This is a genomic window from Parasutterella excrementihominis YIT 11859, from assembly GCF_000205025.1.
Classification (GTDB): Bacteria; Pseudomonadota; Gammaproteobacteria; order Burkholderiales; family Burkholderiaceae_F; genus Parasutterella; species Parasutterella excrementihominis.
Genome location: NZ_GL883721.1, coordinates 66,180 through 84,902 on the forward strand (window position 1 = coordinate 66,180; position 18,723 = coordinate 84,902).

Here is an 18,723-nt window from a genome sequence, read left to right on the forward strand (position 1 = left end):
AATCCAACGATTAAAAAATGGTTATATGCTAACTGTTCGCAGATGTGAGAGAAAGCCTTACGTTAAAACTGACGAAATTCTTACCTTACGTCACACCTATAATTGAAAGTGCAGAAGGCGTTCTTCTCTGAAAAAAATTGAGCCCTGATTTTCCAAATCAAGGCTCCGACAAAGCGCTCGGAACTCCGAGGAAGCTCCGATGCTTGTTTTCTGTCTAAATACTACAAATACAACAAACAATAAATTTCAAAAGAACGCCTACTGCAACTCATTTTCTATCTGTTGAACCCCTTCAAAAATCATCTGTTTATAGAAGCGGCGAACAAATTCGGTGTGGAAGTCCATATTGTTGAAATAGGAAAAGGTGAAACGCTTTGGGTTAACTCCTACTTTTCTCTCCTCTGATTCTTCATGGCCTATGAACATGTGATCGGTTTTCGGGATGGCTTCAAATTTCTTACCATCTGTTAAAGACAGTTCCATCTTCATTGTCATATCATATTCATAGACGATCTTTTCTGGATATTCATTCTGGTTAGCTTTCTTAGAGGCCAGTACGGCTTTAGTCTTTTCGTCCATCTGACGAGTGACATCAATTGATATGACGCCTTGCTTCTCCTTGTCGTCGGGATCGACAATGATGAAATTGCCGGTTTTTTCCAGGTAGCGTGCAGCAGCCAATTCCAGACCGTACTGCTCTCGCCAATCGGCTGGACGCTCTTCGAAGGGCTCTTGAACAATAGGACGGCCTTCCCAGGTGTAATTCACCACTAAAGCCACCTTCAAAGGAGTTTCTACCTTCTTGAATTGATCGGCTGAAATCACTTGAGTAGATGGTGCAAACCAACTTTCACGAGGATAGTCTTTGTGATCATAGGAAGCGCAGGCGCTCAAACCTAAGGTCACAGCTGCTAGAAGCATGACTATAAAAGCATTTTTTATCTGCATTTCTTAATTCCGTTAATAACAGGGAAGTCGCCCGAGCGGAAACGATTTATGGTCTTTCCTCTCAGGTACTTGGGTCGAGTTAGAACATATATTTGAGACCGATCTGTGCAGTTTCGTTGTGATAACCATACTGTCCGGCTTGCACGCCGACGGTAGCCCACCCAAGCAGATTTTTAGTCACATGGCCCTCAAGACCGGCCCTGAATTCGGCTAAATTCCTGCCTCCTTTAATATATTTACAACCTGTTCCCATCTGTACTCCGGCCCTCTTGGTATTGTGGATCCAATTACCTTCGATAAATCCGAGACCTTTATTCATGTGATTTGCATGAAGCCGTGCACCAATACGTAAAGAAACATTATTGGTTCCGAGTTGTTTAAAGCGCGTTTCCGTATCTTTGTCGACTGTCGTATCTGCCTTAACACCGTCCCACACTAACTGAATCTCAGGCTGGAAGGTCCAAATGAGTTTATTAAAGTCTTTAGAGCCAGATTGAGAAAGTGGAATGGTATAACCGCTTTCCACCGACCAAACCCACCCATTAGATTTATATCGGAAGTTGGCTAAATCCTCACTCCAAAGCTTGTTGTTGTAGTGGCCGAATAAAAGCCAGGAATCCACATAGAAACCGTCATCCGGGCTGTTCCCGGTATAAAGTGTGCCGTATACGCCTAGGGCATAACCATCTGACCGGCTTTGTGCAGAGCTGTAGGTCTTAGCGCTGGATCGATTGTATAAACCCCCTGCAAAGATACCCCAGACAGACTTGACATCCTGATTGAACTCATTTCTGACGAGGTCGGCGCCAATTTGGGTTACAGCGGTTCGAGAATGGGTCTTGATATCAGAACCGGCCCGGAAATGCGAATGAGACCCAACCTGGCGAACCCATCCGGCGGCTGCCCTTTCTTCTCCACTGAAAGGATCGATATAGTAAGCTTGACCAAATCTGTCGTGCAATCTCATATGCATGCGAGACCATGCTAAAGAGTTCGAAATGTAGGTCCCGCTCTCCGGTCTTTCCTCGACTCGCTCAAGGACCAGATCAATACTGTCTCCGATTTGATCAGGGTAGCCATCCCATTCAACTCGATATAACCCTTCCATTGTGCCTCGTTCATGAACCACAACGAGCTTATCTTTTTCGTAAATGACATTAAATGCCGTAAGGCTACCCGACTGGTTTTTGATTACTTCATAACGATCGGCTAATGAAGAGTCATCAGTAACAGCAATTGCCTTTCTGCTGCTGTGAATGTGGATAGTGCTGTTATCCAAATTCGTTGATTGGTTTTCCGTCAACAAAATAATCGGTTCTTTTTCTCTGACCATCAATCCGGCTAGATCAAGGTCAATCCGATCGAAGTTCCCGATATTCTGCACTGCCCCTTTGAAATTAGTAATATTCAGCGTATTACCATTTGTCCCTGTCGATGCTCTCCCCCGACCGTAAATCCAGGCTCCCGTGACATCTATACCTTTTCGTCCATCTAGATAAACGACGTTGTTCTTAACATCGCCGGCGCTCGTTCCTCCATATACCAAGCCTTTAATCGTTCCTCCATTGAGGAATACTTTATTGCCGATAACATTACCGGCAACAGCCGCTCCACCGGATATTCCTCCTTCAACGTAACCATCATCAATCACTACAGTATTATTTTGGATATAGGCAGGCTTTTCCGTGACAGAGTTGCCCGCAAGGCTTTCGCCACCGACAACCCGTCCCACTACTGAAGTCTTGCCGGAGATATTGATGGTATTGTTTTGTACTAAAGCAGAATAGTTCTCTGACGATTCTCCGATATTGGAATTAGCAGCATTGAGACTGCGGCCGCCGGATGTCGGTGGGGTTGCCGTCACTCGGCCTCCGGTCACACCTCCAGAAACCTCTGCATTTTCAAGAATAACTGAGTTGTTTTGAGCTTGGCCCAGACCCTCATTAAGTCCTGCTGCAATGTAAGAACCAGAGACGGCAGCGTTTTTGATAACAACTGTATTCCCGTTTGTGCTTCCTTCCCCGCTTCTTAGATAGCCTCCAACTACGAAATTATCTACAGTAAGTTTTGAAGTGCTGACCGATGCCGCTTCAAGCCAAACAGTATTTCCGCTAGAGTCGCCATTCCCTGTTCCGTCATTGAAACCACCGGCTACGTATCCTTTTACGTTTAGCTCTGCAACTAAACTTGTATTGATAATAGTAACTTTGTTGTTATTAGCGGCTCCCTCTGATTGCATACCAGTAATACCGCCAGCAACAAAACCGCCTGCCGTATAAGAAGGATCAGTTGACGAAGGATCAACTTCGAATAGGACCAGATTATTACAGGAATCCGACGAGCCGACTGCCTGATTGAATCCAGCTACAACATTTCCTGCAACGTTGGTATTTTTTATAGAAACGCTATTTTCATTGGTATTTCCATTGCCTCCTGCTTCTATATAACCACCAGCAACAGAACCTCCTTGATTAGACCATCCGGTGATTTCACTATCTTCAATGGTTATAACATTTTGAGCAACATTCCCGTTTCCAGTCGAGACTCCACCACGGACTCCGTCCTCAATAGTCACATTTCTAAGATGTACTGCATTATTCAGGACATCCCCTGATCCTTTTGAGCGAGCGCCAACCACACGTCCAGTAAGTGACTCTCCGGAAACTACACTCACAGAGCCTCCGTTCATCCATACTTCATTGTTAGTTAGAGTCACATTGCCATGGTCACCCCAATCCAATCCTCCAGCAACGAAGCCTTGGACATGCGTGTTCGTAAGTATAGTTTTATTTTTATCTACAAGGCCGTTTCCCTGGCTCACACCACCAGCCAAATACTTTCCTTTAAGGCTACTATCTTCGACAGTAACCGTGTTGTTAGTTGCATTCCCTAAGCTTCCTTCTCCGATTAGGCCTCCAACTACAAAGTGGCCATCGATATCATCGCCGTCGTACAGAGTTACATTCTTTAGGTAGACATTGTTTTCAACAGCATTACCTTTTTTACCGAGGTTATACCCTCCCGCAATATATGTAGTGACCTGTGTATTTTGGATGCTAACTGAATTTTTGTTTGTGTCCCCGTTCGGAGTAGAGTCGGCTAACTCTGAACCAATATATCCCCCTAGAACAAACTCACCGACAGTTACTAAAGAGTTGGAGCCATTGGGACTTCTAGCCGTATCGATAAAAACTATATTTCCGCTAGCACCGCCTTCTCCTACGCCGCCGTTATAACCACCCGCAACGTAACCATTTATCTCAAAAGAATTTTCAGAGCTGGAGTTGATAATCTTAACTGTATTACTATTCGTGACGCCAGCCCCTTTTTGGTTGTCGCCTATGATTCCCCCAGCAATGAAGCCGGCCGCCTCAAAAGATATTTCGCTAGCCGTGGAAAGAATTTTTACGACAACGGTATTACCACTGGCGCTGAGAGTACCTCCAGCTTGGTTGTATCCGCCTCCAATATTGCCGTAAACATTACTATTTTCAATAACTACGTTGTTGTTATCAGTCTTTCCGTTATAGTGGCCCCCTTCATAGTGTTCAATAAATCCGCCTGCCACATAACCATCAACTTGGCTATCCTGAACCTGAACATAATTATTTAGGGCGTTTCCGCCAGATTGATTAGCTGCTCCAAGAACATGCCCCTCATTTTCTCCCCCTGCCTTGATCTTAGCGCTCTGTACGTAGACAGAATTAAAATTAACATCGCTTCCAGTCCAAGAGCGTGCTCCTGCAACGCGCCCGACTACTGAACCGCCAGCTACGGACACCTTATTATTCGTAAGCGTTACATCTTTTCCGTACCAATCCAGACCACCTGCCACAAATCCTACGACATCAGTATCCACTAGACTGACCTCGTTAAGATCAACCAGTCCTGTTCCCTGGCTCACACCGCCTGCAATATATTTACCGGTAAATTTGCTTTTTTCAAGAACAACCTTATTCTTGTAAGCGTCACCCGTACCTTCAGAATTAGAAAGAAGTCCTCCGACAACAAAACGACCGTTTACGACTCCCGAATCATATAGGGAAACGCCTTTCAAATAGACTTCGTTTTCGCTTGCAGAGACCTGACCAGCTCCCTGGTTGTAGCCCCCTGTAATATATTGCGTGACATGACTATTCTGAATAGAAACAAGGTTCTTATTAGTTTTACCTGTTCCTGCGGTTCCAACTAATCCCCCCAGTACATATTCTTTAATATCAATTAGGTAATTTTCACCGGTCTGCGGTGGATTAATAAATACCTTGTTGCCACTGGCATCACCAATACCAGTTGCAAAGTTGGCACCGCCTGCGACATACCCATTAATTTCAAGTTTGCCATTGCCTCTAGTGTTTGTAAGTGTTACCTGGTTGTTATTCGTATTTCCAACTCGATCAGCGGTACCCACAGATCCGATCAAACCACCAGAAATAAATTTATTTATTACTAAATTAGCCTCGCCATATTCAGAATCAGCAATGACATCAACTACATTCCCGTCAGCACTTCCCCCAGCAATCGATATATTATATCCCCCAGTAACACCCAAGCCATTAGGCGACCCTTGTATATTTGTATTTTTGATCAGTACCTGATTGTCGTTTGTGTCACCATTCCCAGCCATCTGAAGGTTAGCACCAGCAACATAGTCAGCTATTAAGCTATTTTCAATCTTGACAACATTGCCCGTAAGATCTCCGACAGCTTCACTCAAAGCCCCCGAAACAAAACCCGCTACCGAGGAATTTTGAAGCTCAACATTATTTCCTTTTGCGTTGCCCTCTTTCAAATTCCCGGGGGCTAAAACATAACCACCTATGATCTGTGTGGCACCCTCAACTCTGACGAGAGAAATGCTATTATTATTGGCATTGCCGCTTGAATTGACATAGCCGCCATAAATAAAGCTACTAACGATAGTTGTGGTTACGCTGTTTTTTAACTCGATTTGATTGTTATTAGCGTTTCCAGTCCCGTTTGGCCCGTCTACGTACCCACCGAAAATGGGACCGCTGATAGCGGTAGTAGCGCTGACATCGCTATGAATTTGATTGTTACTGGCGTCCCCCGTATATGCCCAGCCACCAGCAAGTGCCCAAGGACCGCCTGTCGCAGCCTGAGCAGATCCTTTTAGAAGAATTACATTGCCATCCCCTTCAGTAGCAGGCTGTAGATATTGTAAATACCCCCCCCCTATCCGGCACAATTATCGTATCAGCATAGGCTTCCGAAAGTGAAAACGCTAGCAAACACAGTGGAAAAATTGATAAACAAGAACTTCGATTTTTATGAACTCTTGGTAAGTGAGGCAATGACATTTTATGATTCCTTATACTTTCCCTATCAGCTTTCTTAAATAATTTTCGTCAAGGGTGCAAGGGTAGTTTAATCCAACTTACAGCCTTTTGCTAAGGAACCTCTTCGAAACAAGTCCATTATTTTAAAATGCTTTCAGCTAGTCATAGGTTGACGTAGTGCTCGAACTGAACGGTTTGCTGGAACATAATCGTACCTTCATTTCAAGACATGCATATGGTTAAACCACTCCCTATCGTTAGGGTTCTCTGCTTCTACCATCCAGCGCCATTCAATAGCGCTTCATAGAATCGATTTTGGATAAGTTTAAAATCATTGAATACATCAAAGATATGGCGAAGACATTAGAAGATTTCGTCATTACGAAAAATCTCCCAAGAGAAAGGTCCTTCATGTTCGGCAAAAGCGTTGAGAAAAAAGAAAATCGAGGAATAGTCATGTGCTTCCTCGTAGCGGTGTATACGATTACGAGTATCGTTTTTCTGCTTCAAGTCAATCAATACACACAGGACATTTACGATTTTCCGTACCTCGTTTCCTCTCAGGCGCGAATTATGAAGAGCCGTCTCTACGACTTTAGAAGCCTAACGCCGGTATTGTTTTCTTCAAAAGACTTGAATTCAACCCAGTTAGAAAGCGCTTTAAAAACTCAGGAAACGCTTCAAAGACAAAGCATTACGATTATTGAAGATCGCTATCGCGGCAGCCCGGAAGAACTGCAGGAATTAAAAGATGCATTGAAAAATATCGGTCAGCGCCGACGCGAGCTCGTGGAACTCACTCGCGAAGATCCCACCGTCGAAAACGTCATTAAACGCTATAACCAAATCGTAGAACCTGCATTTATTCATTTTGACGATATTCTTGATCGGATCGCATCTAACGCTGATCAGCGAGGCAGCGACATCAACGATAAATCCGATCGGAACATCTATGGATTCGTAATCGGTACGATCATCATGGGCATTCTGCTCCTATGGTTTATTTACACTGGGTCGAAAGACTTAAACCGTGCATATGTCAAAGGACTCAAGCGGGATAAATTACTTAAATTGCTCTATGCCAACGTTGATGATGTTTTTATTATCTTCAACGAGAAAAAAGAACCCGAATATGTCAGCGACAATAGTCTTCGAATTTTGGGCTTCGATCCAGACGCAATTACAAATAACAAAGAAGAACTTTTGAACCGTTTCTACGATGAGGATAGAAATTGGCTCAGAAATATCTTGAATGATCGAACCATCATTAAAACTGCGACGCGAAATATTGAGCTTAAGGGCAGCAGCCAGAACTTTCAGTTAAGCGTCTATCCAGTTCGCCAAGGGCTGATTGATTGGACGGTAGTTTCATTATTTGATGAAACAGAACAAATTGCATACCAAAAAAACTTGGCTGACGCTCTAACGACGGCTAAGAATGCAAGTCAAGCAAAGAGCGACTTCCTCTCTCATATGTCGCATGAAATTCGAACGCCGATGAATGCCATCATCGGTATGACAACAATTGCTTTATCTCGAATCGGTGACAAGCAAAAAGTTGAAGACTGCCTGAAGAAAACGCTTCTTGCTTCCCGGCACTTGCTTGGCTTAATCAACGACATTTTGGATATGTCAAAGATTGAGAGTAATAAGCTTGCGCTTTCTTATGAGAACTTCGACCTCCAAGAAACGGTTCACTGCATCTATAACTTAATTGAGCCTCAGGCCAAAGAAAAAGGCGTCAGTTTCGAAATCATTACAAACGACATCCGTCAGGAGTGTCTGGTTGGCGACCCGCTGCGGGTCAATCAGGTATTTATCAATGTTATAGCCAATGCCGTTAAATTTACGCCTCGGGGCGGCAAAGTTACGATGAGGTTGTCGGAAAAGCATACAAGTCCGGAACATATCCACTTGCGTTGTGTCATCAGTGACAACGGAATCGGCATGAAAAAAGAGTTCTTAAGCCGAGTATTTCTGCCCTTCGAACAGGAGACGGCCGAGATCGCTCAGCATTTCGGTGGCACGGGCTTGGGGCTTGCTATTACGCACAATCTCGTTAATTTGATGGGAGGCAGTATTGACGTCCAAAGTGAAGAAGGTAAAGGCAGTACCTTTACGATCGATCTTCCTTTCGGAATTTCTAAGGACTCGGCCAAACACTCCGAAAGTTTGCTTGAACTTCGCGCTTTAGTAATTGACGATGATAAAGATACCTGCGAACATGCGTGTGTCCTACTTGATCAGCTAGGACAAAAGACGGAATATGCCTTGAGCGGCAAGGAAGGCCTAGAAAAAATCAAAAAAGCCATCCAAGAAAATAATCCTTTTGACATCTGTTTCCTCAATTGGAAAATGCCGGAAATGGACGGCGAAGCAACAGCCCGCGAAATTCGTAAAATCGTTGGTCCGGAAACTCTCATTATTATTATCAGCGCCTACGATTGGTCACCGATTGAAAGTAAGGCAAAAGAAATCGGCATTAATGGCTTCATCGCTAAACCTTTCTTTAGCTCTTCCTTCTACAACTGGCTCTCCGACCCAAGCATTAAAGAACATAAAGGACGAGATAAAGAAATCGTCGTTCAAGATAATACGAAGAAGAGACGGGTTCTTTTAGCCGAAGATAATGAGTTTAATGCTGAGGTTGCTCAAGACTTCCTGGATATGGCTGGATACACGGCAGAAGTTGTCGGCGACGGAGAACAAGCCGTTAAAGCATTTGAAACCCATGAACCCGGTTATTACTCTATGATCTTTATGGATATCCAGATGCCTGTCATGAACGGTTTGGAAGCTACGCAAATGATCCGAAGCCTGCTCAGGGAAGATGCACATACCATTCCGATCGTTGCAATGACAGCCAACGCTTTTTCCGAAGACGTTTCCAAGTCCCTAAATGCCGGTATGAACGATCATATTTCCAAACCGATTGACCTGAAGAAGCTCCATGCGGTTTTGGGAAAATACGCCGGCAGAAAAGACAACGAGGACAAATAACGAAAGCTCAAAGGGTTTAACTTGGTGATGTGGGTACTTTAGGAGATCTGCGTAAATATTTATTAAGACTACAAGAGCGACCTGATTTGGGAGTTCTCCTAAAGTGATAAAGCGAGAGCCTTATTGCTGAGGCTCTCGCTAGGCTTATGGTTTGAGGCGCGCTGTGTCACGCAGTACTTATCAATTGGATTTATGCAGAGAGTAGTTTTTTAATCGTCTGCTTATAAATTTCGTAGCAGTTTTTAACTTGATACGGATAGCCGTATTCGTTGTCTCCGTGCATATTTCCGCCGGAAGGTCCGAACGTGACAACAGGAATTCCGCAGGAAACTGCCAGAATATTAGAGTCGCAAACCGACGGGTCATAATCAATCGGAAGATCTTCGCCGGTGACTTCCTTGAAACTTTCCTGAAGTTTGACAACAAGTTCATGATCTTCAGGAACAGCAAAAGACTTCATGTAGGGGCTGTTGCGCGGTTTCAAATGGATATCAACTTTGTCTGCCAAGCCGAGTTTTTCTGCAGCCTCCTGCATCTGACGGATGCACATCGCTTCATCTTCTCCCGGAACAACATAGCGGTCCACAAACATGTAGCAGCTGTCTGGAACAACCAGAGCACCGGAATTGCCGCCTGCTAAGTAACGGACGCACCATGTGCCGTGATGAAGTTTGGGATGCGAGAGTGTCGGGAGTGCTTCAATCGCAGCGGCCAAGCGACCGGCAGAAATCAGAGCGTTTTCTCCGACTTCCGGGTAACGACTGGCGTGCCCTGCCTTGCCTTTAACCGTGATTTCGAAGCTGAAACGACCTCGGAAGCCCACAGCCACATTGTTGTAGCGGCACTCCGCCATGATGGCGTAATCCGCATGAACCACGTCTTCGTCAACGAGCTGATAGGTTCCTTTGCTTAATCCTTCTTCATCGGCGACAAAGCAAACCAAGATCTTTCCGGAAAACTCATCTTTGTGCTGAGCAAAGTACTCAACTGTCGAAAGGATTGCGGCGTCTCCGCCTTTCATGTCCATCGAGCCGCGGCCGTAGACTTTTCCGTCAATTTCGGTTGGCATAAAGGGATTGGTTTTCCAGTTCTTTAAGTTCACGTCAACAGTGTCAATGTGGCCGATAAGAAGCATGGTTTTGCCGGGCTTGCCGCTATCGAGTACTGTCCAAACAGAAGGACGCTGTCTGTCGGTATCTTCCGGGAAATAGCTGTAGTGAGGCTCCAGCCCCATGGAGCGCAGAACTTCGGCAACATAGTCTGCTGCTCCGACTTCGTGACCGGATACGGAATCAATGGAAATCAAGTCATACCAGCGCTGAAAAAGTTTTTCCATGATTTACTCCTTTGCCAGCTGGCCGTTGAATCGAGAACCTTCTTCCTGCTCGGCTGTTTGTTCTTCAAGCTTGGCCATACCGATGCCGGTCAGTGCATAAACCGCGGACAGGATGATGGAGAGCCAAAGCATCGGAGCAAATGCAAAGAAAGCAATGTTGGCAACACCTAACGTAGAAGCTGTGTAAGAGCCCGTAGTAGACCAAGGAACCAACGGAGCAAGGCCCGTACCGGTGTCAAGCATCATGCGCATCAGATTCTTACGCTGCAGACCATATTTCGGGAACATGTCCTTAGTCATGGAACCGACAACCGGATAGCTGACGTAGTAAGCGCCGGTGATCATGAAGAAGAGTGTGTGCAGACACATGACGCAGAAGGCCATGACGCGGCTGTTGCGGGCAAATTTTCTGACGTAGTCGAGTAAAACATCTGCAACGCCCGCGGTTCTCAGAGGAGCACCGAAAATAGCAGCTGTCATCAATAAGCCGATGGTGCTTAACATGCTGGTGAAGCCGCCGCGGTTCAGCATCTTGTCGACAAAAGCAGAATCCGTGTGGATGCTAAAGCCGCTGTACATGTAATTCATCATATTCTTGAGGCTGACATCCTGAAGGAACATACCTAAGAATGCAGCAACAGCAATACCGGCGACAAATGTCGGAATGGTCGGCTTCTTCCAAGCGATCAGGCCGATTACGACAAACACCGGAAGCAGACTGATTGGATTAAGATTAAAGCTCTTCTCAATCGTTCTTAAAATTTCAACGTAAGTTGCGCTTTCAGCTGCAGAGCCGCCGCTGAATTCCAGACCGTAAGCAAAGAAGAAAACTAAACTGATCAGATAAGCCGGACCTGTGGAAATCAGAGCATGTTTAATGCCTTCCATTAACGGTGTATCCGTCACGGTGGCAGTGATCACGGGAGAGTCGCTTAAGGGAGAAATCTTATCGCCGAAGAAAGCACCCACGCAGACTGCACCGGCGGCTGCCTCAACGGGAATACCAAGTCCTTCGCCCACGCCCATGCATGCAACGCCGACTGTAGCCAGCGTACCCCAAGAGGTTCCTGCTAAAGTACTCATTAACGTGCAGAGAATACAGGCAACCGGGAGGAACAAGGCCGGAGTGATCACCTGCATACCGTAGTAGACCATGACCGGAATCGTCCCGGAGGCCATCCAAGAGCCGATGAGAATACCGACGGACAAAAGAATCAGCATTGCAACAAGCATCGAAGCGATGGTATCTTTGATGCCTTTTTGAACGCTGTCATAAGAAATACCGAAGGCACAAGCCATTAAGCACATAATGGCGCCGTCAACGGCAAGAACGATACGGGCATTAACCTTTAAAGCCATCAATCCGAAAAAGATTATGGCAATACCTACAGCAAGCATGGTCATAGCCTGCCACGGTGCTAAGCGGGAACTTGAGTTGGTTTGAGACATTTCGTCCTCTTGATATTGTTATGTTTCATTCTGGAGCTCCTCGAGCATCCGGACCTTAAAGGGAATATCAAAAGGAATAAGGTTCGAGACCTCGGGTAGCGCTCCACTGTTCAGTGACAGTCCGCCGAATGTTTTTCGACGGCCCAGGTCCGATCAATTTAGGAGAGATCGATCGGCCTTCGGCAAACTTTCCTTTGGCTGCCTCCCGATTCTCCTTTAAAGGAAGCAACTACTTATAAAGTCTGCACCTCTACCTGATTCTTTAATCTTAGAACTTCAATCCTTGTCTTTGCATACATTTGGACACAAACCATCTTATCGTTTTCCCGAGAAGCGTCGTCGTTATCAAAAGTCATCGCAATGATTTTTCTTCTGTTAAGCCTGAAAGCTTTCTCTTAGGCCGTGACCGCTTCTTCCTCAAAGACTCAACGAGCCAACCGAGCTCCTTTTCCTAAAAAATATAGTCTCCGCCGGCATTACAGGAAACTGTATTCACACTGCCGACAAGGCGTCTGGATAGTTTATTAAGCTTGATGATTGTTTTGTATTCGCAGCTCCATGGCTGCAAATTCTTAGCTGACCTGCTGTATAGAGCGTTGTTTGAAACTTCCTCGATATATATAGAACCCCACGAAGAGACGGAAAACTAAAACCTTGAAGGTTCCAGCTGAGAAAACAAAATTTGTGTTTCGGTCCTCTCTGAATTTGTCACAATAACGAGTTCCCTAACCTCTGTGGGCGTAAAAATGATACTTATTTGATTAATATCAACCTACTTAAGAAGGTCAGCTGAGAGAATTTGATCATTATTTCGTTCCAAGGAGAAATGATGAAACTCTCAAAACTTTCCATGGCAATTTGCCTTTGTGCAGGCTGCTCTCTTTCGTTTGCTTTTGAGGCCGGTACCTTTGAAGCCTCTTATCCAGGGATCGGCGGAATGGTTCCGGTGAAGGTAACTTTCTCAAAAGATAAGATTGAAAAGATTGAAGTCGATCCGAATAAAGAGACAGTGGGCATCGGTCAGAACGCCATTGCGTCGATCTCTTCGGAAGTGGTTAAAACCCAATCCCTGGCAGTTGACAATGTTACAGGCGCTACAGTTACTTCCAAAGCGCTCCTTGATGGGATTAAAGAATGTGTACAAAAAGCTAAGGGCGATGTAGCTCAGCTAACAAAAAAGAAAAATATCGCTCCGGTGATTGCAAAAACCGAAACCATCAATACTGATCTGGTTATCGTTGGCGGAGGCGCGGCAGGTATGATTGCCGCCATTAACGCAGCAGACCAGCATTTGAAAGTTACGCTTGTCGAAAAAATGAACTTCCTGGGCGGCGCTTCTGCAATCTGCGGAGGCTCTGTTGTCACGGAAGGTTCACAACTGCAGAAGGACCTAGGCGTCAAAGACGATACTCCCGCGAAACTTGCCTATGACCTTCTTGACAACGGACATCAAAAAAATGACATGAACGCTCTCGTTTTTTATGTCAACAATGTCGGAAAAAGTATCGACTGGGCTGTTGCAAAAGGAGTGAAGTTTGAAAAAGATTTCAGTTTCAGAGCAGAATGGAGAACGTCGAGAATGGTTCCGCTCAAAGGGGGCTGCCCGGCTTTTGCTGAAACGCTTAGAGAACTTGTTAAAAACGCTAAGGTAAATGTTCTTCTTTCTATCAAGGCCGAACAAGTAAATATGACGGACGGCTCTGCTACCGGCATCACCGCAGTAGGCAAAAACGGCACCAAATACATCATCAACGCAAAAGCGGTTCTTTTGGCAACCGGAGGTTACGGTTATAACAAAGAAATGCTCAAGGGAAGCCTGAAGGATGCACTTTACTACGGTCCGGTTTCCTCGACCGGAGACGGCCACAAAATGGCTGAGAATGCGGGAGCTGCCATGCAGCTGATGGACTACGGCAAATTATATCCGCAGGGAATTGAAGTAGCTCCGGGCATTGCGAAATCAACTCTCCAAGGCAACATCGGAGCATACAACCAAGCCGGCATCATGGTTGATAAAAACGGAAATCGTGTTATCAACGAAAAAGGCTCCGGTAAGGATATGGTTGCCATTCAAACCAAACAGCCTGCATCAACCCTTTATCTGGCACTGGATCAAAAGAGCTTTGACGGCTTCCGTGATTACGCTAAAAAGAACGGCATCTCTTCCGAGGACATCGATAAATGGCTGGCCCAAGACGGCAAAAAGCCTCCCCTCTTCATCAAGGGAAATTCAATTGAAGAAGCCGCAAAGAAAGCAGGAATCAACCCGAAGAATCTGTTGGACACTGTTGAAAAATACAACAGCTACGTCGTCAACAAAGACGATAAGGATTTCCATAGACCAGTCAAATTCATGACAAAAACCATTGACGTGAGCGGCCCCTTCTATATTGTTGAACAAAAACCGAGGTTTGCCACAACCCTCGGCGGCGTGAAAGTCACAACTAAGATGGAAGTCCTCGATAAAAACGGCAAACCGATCCCGAATCTTTATGCTGCCGGAGAACTGGCCAACTCAGTACACGGCGATGATTCTGCACCGGGAGCGAATGTCGCCTGGTGTATTACCACAGGAAAAACGGTATCTGACGCGATTGCAAATAAGCTTCAGAACTAATTGAAGTAAGCAAAATGTCGCATTACTAATTCACATCTTTTCTTTTACGATACCTTCAGGAGTCTCTTCTGAAGGTATTTTTTCAAGCGCAATGAATAAAAGATTTTTTCTTCTTTCTCTTTTATCGTTTGTTCTTGTGGTTAGCCCATTCACTTCAGCCGCAGCTGAAGATAGAGTTTTGCGCCTCGGAATCATGAGTTTTGAAGGCTCGACAGGCTTCACAACTCACATTAAGGAAGAAGACAAAATCCTCTCAGAGATAGCTCAAAAACTTCAAACTCACTTGCCGAATTTGAAAATACAAACGCGCTTCTACCGCATGAACGATTTGATGAAAGCAATTGCGAAAAAAGAAGTCGATATCTTTCTCGGAAGCAGCGGTTTGTTTTGGCAAATGAAACAATATGGGGTTCGGGACATTGCCAGCATTGTTTCTTCCACAGCCCCCAATCCCAATAAGGGAGTGGCAGGTGTTATTTTCACAAGGAAAGATAGGACAGACATCAATAACTTGGAAGACGCCAGAGGGAAGGTAGCCTCAGCAGGTTTGGAAAATATGTTCTTGGCTTATCAACTGGGCTTTGCCACAATTGCCGGAAAGGGTCACGATCCTGAAAGATTTTTCTCCAAGATTTACCACCATGACCTCCCTGTTCTTGAAACAGTCAAACAAGTTAGGTCGGGAGAAGCAGATGTAGGTGTTCTTCGGGCATGCATTCTTGAGTCAGAATTCCCTGATTGGCAGAACTATTTCAAAATCCTCAACGAACAGAAAGATCCCGAATTCAAGTGTGCCCACAGCACCGATCTTTATCCAAATTGGACAATGGCCGCCACTTCGGGTCTCGACCCGGAAGTAATCAAACAATTGACCCAAACGCTTCTTAACCTTCCTCCAGACGGGGAAAAACAATTAGCTTGGAGCCTCGTCACAGACTTCGAGAAGGTTAATCAAGTGGCTAGACTGCTTAAAACTGACGCGTACAGCCATTTGAAAGAATGGACAATAAAAAGGGTTTGGGAGGAACATAACACTTTGATTATCTGTGCTCTTCTTGGCCTTATTGCCTTTCTCTTCCATGTTTGGAGGGTGGAAAATCTCGTTGCCAAGCGAACTCAAGCCTTGTCGGATGAAATAAAACGTCGTGTCGCTGCTGAAAAAGATGCAAGAGAAATCGGAAACCGACTGATGCTAGCTCACAAACTTAATATCGTCAGCCAATTATCAACACTTTTTGCCCATGAATTAAAGCAGCCGTTGGCAGTCACCCAATACTCGACCGATTCCATGAAAATCCTTCTCGGACAAGAACATCCTGACTTAAAAAAGCTGTCGAAATGTAGAAAGTCAATTGAAGCTCAGACAGAAAAAATGACGTCCATCATTGATCGGGTTCGTTCTTATACGAAATCGAGTCAAAAACGAGACCGGGTCTTTTCTTTAGCGCCTATAGTAAAAAATGCTGTTGTTCGAAAAAGAAAATATGCAGAGATCAAATTGGAGCTTCCGCAAGAAGATCTTAAGATTATGGGGGAAGAGCTTGAAATTGAACTTCTCTTAGAGAATTTGCTGAATAACTCAATTAACGCGTCTCCTAAAGATGAACCGATCCAAGTATCTTTCAGGAAAGAGAAAAACGATTGCCTCTTAACTATTTCAAACGGCGGAAAAAAATTGTCGGAGGCTGAAATCAAAAAACTCTGTCAACCCCTCACAACCTCCCAACCATCCGGCCTTGGCCTAGGAATCTCTATTATTGAATCCATTTCTGAAGCGCACCACGCTAAGGTCTCGTTCCTTCCTAACCCGCAAGGCGGACTGACAGTAAAAATAGCCTTCCCACCGGTAGAGAGCAATAGAAATGCATAAGAAACAGGACTTTTTGATCAGAGTAATCGATGATGAGCAGTATGTTTTGGACTCCCTTGCTCTCTTGCTTGACGTAAACGGTTATCAATCCGAGTGTTACGACAACGCAGAAGATTTTCTAATATCTGTCGCTCCTTCCGTTCCCGGCTGCATCCTAAGTGATATTCGAATGCCCCGTATGAGCGGAATGGAATTATTGTTCAAAATGAAGGAGCGCCAAATTAATATACCTATAATATTTATCACTGGTCACGGAGATATCGAGATGGCAGTCGAGGCAATGAAAAAGGGTGCCGTGGACTTCTTAGTAAAACCCGTCAAAGAGGCCAAACTTTTCGAAGCCATCAATAAAGCCTTGGACTTCTACATTATCGGAGGAAGCGAAAAGGAGTACAGGGAACGTATTTCAACTTTAAGCAATCGGGAGCGGACAGTTCTCGAGCTAACGTTGCATGGGCTGGATACCCAGGCCATTACTGAAAAATTAGGACTCAGTGATCGTACCATTCAAGGGTATCGGTGGAGGATCTACCAAAAACTCGGACTAAACAGTATTGACCAATTAATCAAAATCATCCGGCTGGAATGGCTTTAGAGAAGCTGAGAAATACGTTGGACAAAGTTTGTGACTTATCCTAATCTGCTGAACGAGAATTTTTCGATGGTTTAAATAATTTTTACCCTTGTTGGACACTTCACAGGCCGGTGATACACCTTGCTTGCGGCCATTGAGGCATATCGGCTGCTCAGAGAGCAGAATGCGTCTTGGACGTAAATCCGTGGGCCTCAGTAGCCGTATTTTTGTTGAAATCGTCGGCGGCGTACGCTCTATCAGGTACAGACTTAAATAAGGATCACAAAAGTATTTTCAAAGTCCTTATCTATCGCTAATCTAACATTCAAAATGTTAGATTAGCCGGAAATTTGTTAGAAAAGCGTGTTAGAAAAAATTCCGCCGTACCACTGCTGATTCGACGGAATTCGTTTTTATTCAAGAAATTACCTATTATGTATCATTCCCAAGCCGGAACTACTGCACCTTTAAATTCTTCCTTAATGAATTTAGCTACTTCCGGAGATTGGAATGCCTTCACAAACTTCTGGACGTCTGCATTGTTGGCATTGTTTTCTCTTGCAGCAATGATGATCAGCGCATAAGGAGCTTCTTTAGATTCGTAGTAGAAGCCGTCTTTTTCCGGAGACAGACCTGCACTGATAACGTAATTCATCGGAATTGTGGCAATGTCAACATCGGATAAGCTTCTCGGAAGCTGAGCGGCTTCGAGTTCTTTAAATTTCAGATGCTTCGGATTGTCGATGATGTCGGCAACCGTAATTGCAGAGCCGTCTTTTCCAGGCTGCAATTTAATTAAACCGGCTTTTTCAATTAACTGAAGTCCGCGGCCTTCGTTGCTCGGGTCATTCGGGATCGCAAACGTTGCGCCGTCAGGAATGTCCTTCAGACTGTGAATATTTTTTGAATAAAAACCCATCGGCTGAACAACAGCTACACCGATATTTTTGAGGTGTGTACCCTGCTGCTTGTTGAAATTGTTGAGGAACGGCTCGTGCTGATAAATTACGATATCTAAAGAACCCTCTTCCAAGCTCTTGTTCGGGGAAATGTAGTCCGTAAATTCAATGACCTTAACGTTTAAGCCTTGTTTCTTAGCTACTTCTGCGGCCTTTTGAACATTCGCTGCGTGAGGGCCTGCGGTCGCACCGACTTTAAGTTCGGCGGTTTTTTTATCGCCGCATCCGGAAAGAAGGAGAGGAACGGCAATCACTGCTGCGACAGCCAGTTTTAAAAATTGGAAACGTTGCATGCTTTTCACCTATTACAAAGTTAGTTGTTTAATTTTGTCGGGACTTGAAAAGCGGGCGGTTTTTGGATGTACCTTCACTCTGCTTACTCTTATCCCGAGTTAAAGATGGATTTTGGGAAAGACAAATAGAGAAGTCAGTAAGACATTCCTTAGCAGAAAGTCAGACTCACATTCGGCACATTCGATTGGACAGCACAAGGCATTCGCTGTGAAGCGAAGCTTTAACGGTGTGGGTCAATGTGCTGTTCATTTTCAAAGTTTCAATGAAGACCGAATGGTTTCATTTTATGGACAAAAAAGAAGTAAAAACGGAAACGCGAATACGATTTTTAAATAGCAACTCTGTATTGCTTAAACACTAGCCATCTTAAGAGAAAGCC

9 protein-coding genes and 1 riboswitch are annotated in these 18,723 nt (G+C 44.8%); of the genes, 4 read left to right on the top strand and 5 right to left on the bottom strand.

Going from position 1 to position 18,723, the window contains the following annotated elements; translation table 11 throughout:
- Window positions 1–258: 258 nt before the first annotated feature.
- Complete coding sequence (locus HMPREF9439_RS07710) at window positions 259–948, bottom strand: hypothetical protein (RefSeq protein ID WP_008864435.1); 690 nt, start codon at window positions 946–948, stop codon at window positions 259–261.
- A 79-nt stretch (window positions 949–1,027) separates the two neighbouring features.
- Window positions 1,028–6,154 (bottom strand): autotransporter outer membrane beta-barrel domain-containing protein, encoded by a 5,127-nt coding sequence (locus tag HMPREF9439_RS07715; RefSeq protein WP_008864436.1) that lies wholly within the window; start codon window positions 6,152–6,154, stop codon window positions 1,028–1,030.
- Between the two features lie 406 nt (window positions 6,155–6,560).
- On the opposite strand from HMPREF9439_RS07715, the gene HMPREF9439_RS07720 reads away from it, so the two are divergent.
- Entirely contained in the window at window positions 6,561–9,245 is a 2,685-nt protein-coding gene (locus tag HMPREF9439_RS07720) for a response regulator (RefSeq protein WP_008864437.1), read from the top strand.
- Window positions 9,246–9,435: 190 nt separating this feature from the next.
- Here the strand turns inward: HMPREF9439_RS07720 and HMPREF9439_RS07725 are convergent, their stop codons facing one another.
- Together HMPREF9439_RS07725 and HMPREF9439_RS07730 are read right to left on the bottom strand one after the other, a co-directional pair.
- Complete coding sequence (locus HMPREF9439_RS07725; RefSeq protein ID WP_008864438.1) at window positions 9,436–10,581, bottom strand: M20 family metallopeptidase; 1,146 nt, start codon at window positions 10,579–10,581, stop codon at window positions 9,436–9,438.
- A gap of 3 nt (window positions 10,582–10,584) precedes the next feature.
- Entirely contained in the window at window positions 10,585–12,030 is a 1,446-nt protein-coding gene (locus HMPREF9439_RS07730) for a Na+/H+ antiporter NhaC family protein (RefSeq protein WP_040603515.1), read from the bottom strand.
- An 88-nt stretch (window positions 12,031–12,118) separates the two neighbouring features.
- Window positions 12,119–12,291, bottom strand: a riboswitch (Lysine riboswitch).
- A 565-nt stretch (window positions 12,292–12,856) separates the two neighbouring features.
- On the opposite strand from HMPREF9439_RS07730, the gene HMPREF9439_RS07735 reads away from it, so the two are divergent.
- The 3 genes from HMPREF9439_RS07735 (at window position 12,857) to HMPREF9439_RS07745 (ending at window position 17,112) form a co-directional block, all read left to right on the top strand.
- A complete protein-coding gene (locus HMPREF9439_RS07735; RefSeq protein ID WP_008864442.1) occupies window positions 12,857–14,647 on the top strand; it encodes an FAD-dependent oxidoreductase in 1,791 nt (596 codons plus the stop codon).
- A gap of 91 nt (window positions 14,648–14,738) precedes the next feature.
- Window positions 14,739–16,517: a sensor histidine kinase gene (locus tag HMPREF9439_RS07740; protein WP_087942006.1), complete on the top strand. Its 1,779-nt coding sequence runs from the start codon at window positions 14,739–14,741 to the stop codon at window positions 16,515–16,517.
- Window positions 16,510–17,112, top strand: coding sequence for a response regulator transcription factor (locus HMPREF9439_RS07745; protein ID WP_008864445.1), 603 nt, complete (start codon window positions 16,510–16,512; stop codon window positions 17,110–17,112). Before HMPREF9439_RS07740 ends, HMPREF9439_RS07745 begins: the two co-directional genes overlap by 8 nt.
- Before the next feature lie 418 nt (window positions 17,113–17,530).
- Here the strand turns inward: HMPREF9439_RS07745 and HMPREF9439_RS07750 are convergent, their stop codons facing one another.
- Window positions 17,531–18,343, bottom strand: a complete 813-nt coding sequence (locus HMPREF9439_RS07750; RefSeq protein WP_008864446.1) for a MetQ/NlpA family ABC transporter substrate-binding protein — start codon at window positions 18,341–18,343, stop codon at window positions 17,531–17,533.
- Window positions 18,344–18,723 lie beyond the last annotated feature (380 nt).